This is a genomic window from Lishizhenia sp. (assembly GCF_057456495.1).
Map to the genome: position 1 here is coordinate 1 of NZ_JBVCPV010000217.1, position 4,307 is coordinate 4,307.

At 38.4% G+C, this 4,307-nt stretch carries 4 protein-coding genes and 1 pseudogene; 1 reads left to right on the forward strand and 4 read right to left on the reverse strand.

Features of this window, described 5'->3' with window-relative positions; all coding sequences use genetic code 11:
• Nucleotides 1-342: putative porin (locus AC22ZQ_RS12795; protein ID WP_318959158.1), on the forward strand; the 342-nt coding region annotated here is incomplete at its 5' end.
• A 62-nt stretch (nt 343-404) separates the two neighbouring features.
• On the opposite strand, the gene AC22ZQ_RS12800 is transcribed toward AC22ZQ_RS12795, so the two are convergent.
• The 4 genes and pseudogenes from AC22ZQ_RS12800 to AC22ZQ_RS12815 all read right to left on the reverse strand — a co-directional run.
• Nucleotides 405-1,358: a cytochrome-c peroxidase gene (locus AC22ZQ_RS12800; RefSeq protein WP_318959159.1), complete on the reverse strand. Its 954-nt coding sequence runs from the start codon at nt 1,356-1,358 to the stop codon at nt 405-407.
• On the reverse strand, nt 1,355-2,758 hold the full coding sequence (locus AC22ZQ_RS12805; RefSeq protein WP_318959160.1) for a dicarboxylate/amino acid:cation symporter: 1,404 nt from the start codon (nt 2,756-2,758) through the stop codon (nt 1,355-1,357). The genes AC22ZQ_RS12800 and AC22ZQ_RS12805 overlap by 4 nt, the downstream gene beginning before the upstream one ends.
• A gap of 55 nt (nt 2,759-2,813) precedes the next feature.
• Nucleotides 2,814-3,881, reverse strand: coding sequence for a chorismate synthase (aroC, locus tag AC22ZQ_RS12810; RefSeq protein ID WP_318959161.1), 1,068 nt, complete (start codon nt 3,879-3,881; stop codon nt 2,814-2,816).
• Nucleotides 3,882-3,883: 2 nt separating this feature from the next.
• A pseudogene (locus AC22ZQ_RS12815) lies at nt 3,884-4,307 on the reverse strand (phosphoglucomutase/phosphomannomutase family protein); the annotation flags it as partial.

Consider the following 4,307-nt stretch of genomic DNA (forward strand, 5'->3'; position numbering starts at 1 on the left):
AAGTTCATTTCATCGAATAGAATAGCCTACAACACACCGATGTTCAAAGCTGAAAAATTGAAACTAAATATAGGATTCGACATTCAATACCTGTCTGGATACAACAGCATGCTTTACCTCCCCGAAATGAGTTTATACTCTCCTGTTGTAGGAGCTGCCAATACGGGAGATTACTTTGTTGTTCACGCTTTCGGTGCTATTGATTTAGATCCTTTCAGGCTCTTTTTACGTGCTGAGAATTTATCCAGCCTTTGGAACGACGAAAGAATTCGAGTAGATGATAATTACACGATTATGCCTATGTTTTTAAGGCTTGGTGTGAGTTGGGACTTCTTCAACTAGTATAGGCATTACTCCCAAACAAAAGTGAACAACACCCATCTTACTTTTTTAAGAAAGTTCGTCTATTTCTGAATATTCGTATCTGTTAGGGTCTTTAAAAAAGACAAAAGCTGTACTTTCTTTTCTTGCGTAATTTCAAACCCTGAGATAAGTGAATCTTGGTTTGGATGTCCCTCGCCCCCTTTCGCATAATGCGCTACAACATCTTCTAAAGTGGCATATTTACCGTCGTGCATATAAGGAGCTGTTAATTCCACATTTCTTAAAGAAGGAACTTTAAACTTGCCCTTATCCTCAAATCTCCCCGTTACCTTGTACCTTCCTTCATCCGGATAATCTTTATAGAGTCCGTTATTTTTAAGCTCATGTGCTGTGAATTTAGGTGCTGGGTGACAAACTACGCAATTAAGGTCCTCAGAAAATAATTTCCAACCTGCTTTGGCATCATCACTGATTGCATTGTTATCTCCCCCGTAAAAATACTGGTCAAAAGGTGATGCATACGCAACCAATGTACGTTCATAATTTGCCAAAGCTCTGGTTAGAACATAAGGGTCTAAATCTCTATTGAAGAGCTTCTGAGCTTGGGCATTGTATTTAGGTTTTAACTCCTGTATCACATCTTTCATAGATGCTCCCATTTCATTTTTATCCAATAAAGGAAGCAGTACTTGCATCTCCAGGGTAGGTACTTGACCTTCCCCCATGAATCTGTGACTGAAAGCTGAATTGATAATAGAGGGTGTATTTCTCCCCGCCTGTCTTCCATTTACTCCTTTCGAAAAGGCAAGGGTATCAGCAAAAGCAAACTCGGGTAAATGGCAAGATGCACAAGAGATACTATTGTCTACAGATAAGTTTTTATCAAAAAACAACTCCTTTCCGAAGGCGGCTATTTCGTTATTCGGTGCATTATCTTCCGGGTAAGAAATCTCCCATGGAGTAATTTCGCTAGTTTGTGTTTTACATGAAATTGTAAATGCAAAAACACTTAGAAAGAAATATTTCTGAATCATTTTTCCTTATCTGTTTTAGCTATGATAGTAGAAACCGTGGCATCACTGGTTACATTGGCAACCGTTCTAAATCTATCTAGTAAAGGATCTATAGGATAAATTAGGACTACCCAAAATGAATTTAGACCTACAGACTCTAAAACGATCATTAACATAATTAATCCAGCACTTGGAACAGCCGCCGAACCTATAGATGCTAATGTTGCTGTTGCTACTATCCCTAGTTGCTGTTGGAAGTCTAAATCTACACCAAAGAGTTGAGCCAAATAGATTACCGCTACTGATTGATATAATGAAGTACCGTCCATATTTACTGTTGCTCCAATGGGCAATACAAATCGTGTTACACGTTGTGGTACTTTTAAGGTGTCTTCTACACATTCAATAGTAACGGGCAAAGTCGCGGCACTAGAAGCCGTTGAGAAAGCTAAAAATTGAGCCGGACTCATCGCATTGAAGAATTCTCTGTACCCCACTTTTGCTCCAAATAATCTTAATAGTAAAGGGTAGAAACCAAAAATTAAGAGTAATAATCCTGCTAATACCACCAAGGCGTATTTCCCTAAACTGTAGAATATTTCAAACATTTCCTCTGGTGTATCTGCCATCTTTGCCAATACTCCGGCCATCAAACAAAAAATGAAATAAGGAGAAGCTATCATGATAAAATCGACCATTTTTACAAAGGCTTCATTCATACCATTTACAAAATTGATAACCACACCTACTTTTTCATTGGGTAAGAAAGCGAGCACTATTCCAAAAAAGATGGCAAAGAAAATTACTTGAAGCATTTCGCCTTGAGCAAAAGCTTTGAATAAATTAGTAGGAACCATATCTACCAAAGGCTGTAATGGTCCTCCCATTTTTTGTTCTGCAGCACTTTTCTTCGCGACAACATCCTTGTAATCTGCAGAAGTAGTGTCAGATACCATCACGGATTTAATCTTACTAATTTCTTCTGGTGTAGCTGTGGCCAAAAGATTTTTATTGTCTTTTATTTCCACATTATTATCTGTCGCCCACATCTCATACTCCAAACGATTTTGACGCGCCATTGCTTCGTCATCCGTTTTTCCTGGATTGAATATATTCACAAGTATCAATCCTAAACTTACAGAGATTACCGTAGTAATGAGATAGGTTAATAGGGTTTTTCCTCCCATTTTACCTAGGGTTCCAATATTTTCTAAACTCGCAACACCTCCTATAATTCCAAAGAGGATCAAAGGAATAGCGATAAACTTTAATGAATTAATAAAGATGGTTCCGAATGGACCTATCCAATCTGTTGTAAAATCATTCCATCCTAAATAGTTTGAAACAATTGCCCAAATCACACCTAAAGCCATTGCAATCATTATACGCCAATGCAAGGCCATCTTCTTCTTTTCCTTCATAAAATTTGACTTGTGGGGACTAATATAAGTAAAATACCAGAGCTAGAATGTCCAGTTATTGGTAGCTCTTTGCACGGAGAAAGTGATCCATAATTGTGATTGCAGCCATCGCTTCAACGATAACTACTGCCCTAGGAACTACACAAGGGTCGTGCCTACCCTTTCCTTCCATTTCAACGGTCTTACCTTCTACATTTACTGTATGTTGTTTTTGCATCAAAGTAGCAACGGGTTTAAAGGCGACGTTGAAGTAAATATCTTCACCATTGGAGATACCTCCCTGTACACCACCCGAATGATTTGTTTGCGTCGAAAAATCTGAATTAAAAGTATCATTATGCTCAGAACCTTTCATGGTTACAGCATCAAATCCTGATCCATATTCAAATCCTTTTACGGCATTGATGGACAACATTGCCTTTCCTAGATCAGCATGTAGTTTATCAAACACAGGTTCTCCTAATCCTGCAGGTAAACCTTGAATAACACATTGAATTGCTCCTCCTACCGTATTTCCATCTTTTCGAACCTCCTTTACAAAGTTCTCCATTTCTACCGCTAATTCAGGGTCTGGACAACGTACAACATTGGTCTCTGCTTTCGCCAAGTCCAACTCTGCATACGCTTTAGTCAGTTTAAGATGACCAATTTGATGTACAAAGGCTGTAAAAGAAATTCCTTCTTCTTTTAAGAAGAGTTTTGCAAATGCACCCGCTACAACACGAGCAACAGTTTCTCTGGCACTTGATCTCCCTCCTCCTCTGTAATCGCGAATACCATATTTTTGATCATAAGTATAATCTGCGTGAGAGGGGCGGTAAGTGTCTTTGATATGAGAATAATCTTTTGACTTCTGATTTTCGTTACGAATTAAAAAAGCCAAGGGCGTTCCTGTGGTTTTACCCTCAAAAACGCCCGACAATATTTCTATGCGATCGCCCTCTTTTCTTTGAGTTACGATAGCACTTTGACCAGGTCTTCTTCTATTCAATTCATCTTGAATAAAATCCAAATCTACTGCAACTCCAGACGGCATACCATCGATAATTCCCCCCAGTCCTTCTCCGTGTGATTCTCCGAAGCTGGTGAGTCTAAATTGAGTTCCAATAGAATTTCCTGCCATAATTACAATATTTCTTTTTCAGTAGCTCTTAACATTTTACGAACCTCCTCTAAGTCTTTACCTTCTGCATAAACACGCAATACAGGCTCAGTTCCAGAAGGACGTATCATTACCCATCCTCCATTATCTAAGAAGAATTTGAATCCGTCGATGGTTTGAATATCTGTTACTTTATACTCTCCAAATGAAGCGTATTTATTCGCTTTACAATTAGAGATAATACTTTGTTTCAACTCTTCTGTAATGTGTAAATCACTTCTCTCGAACTTAAATGGTCCAACTAATTCGTACACCTCTTCGATTAATTCATTCAATGATTTACCCGATTTAGCCATATATTCCCAAATGATCAATCCCATCCAAATTCCATCTCTTTCAGGAATGTGACCTTTTGTAGCAATACCTCCAGACTCTTCACCACCTAAC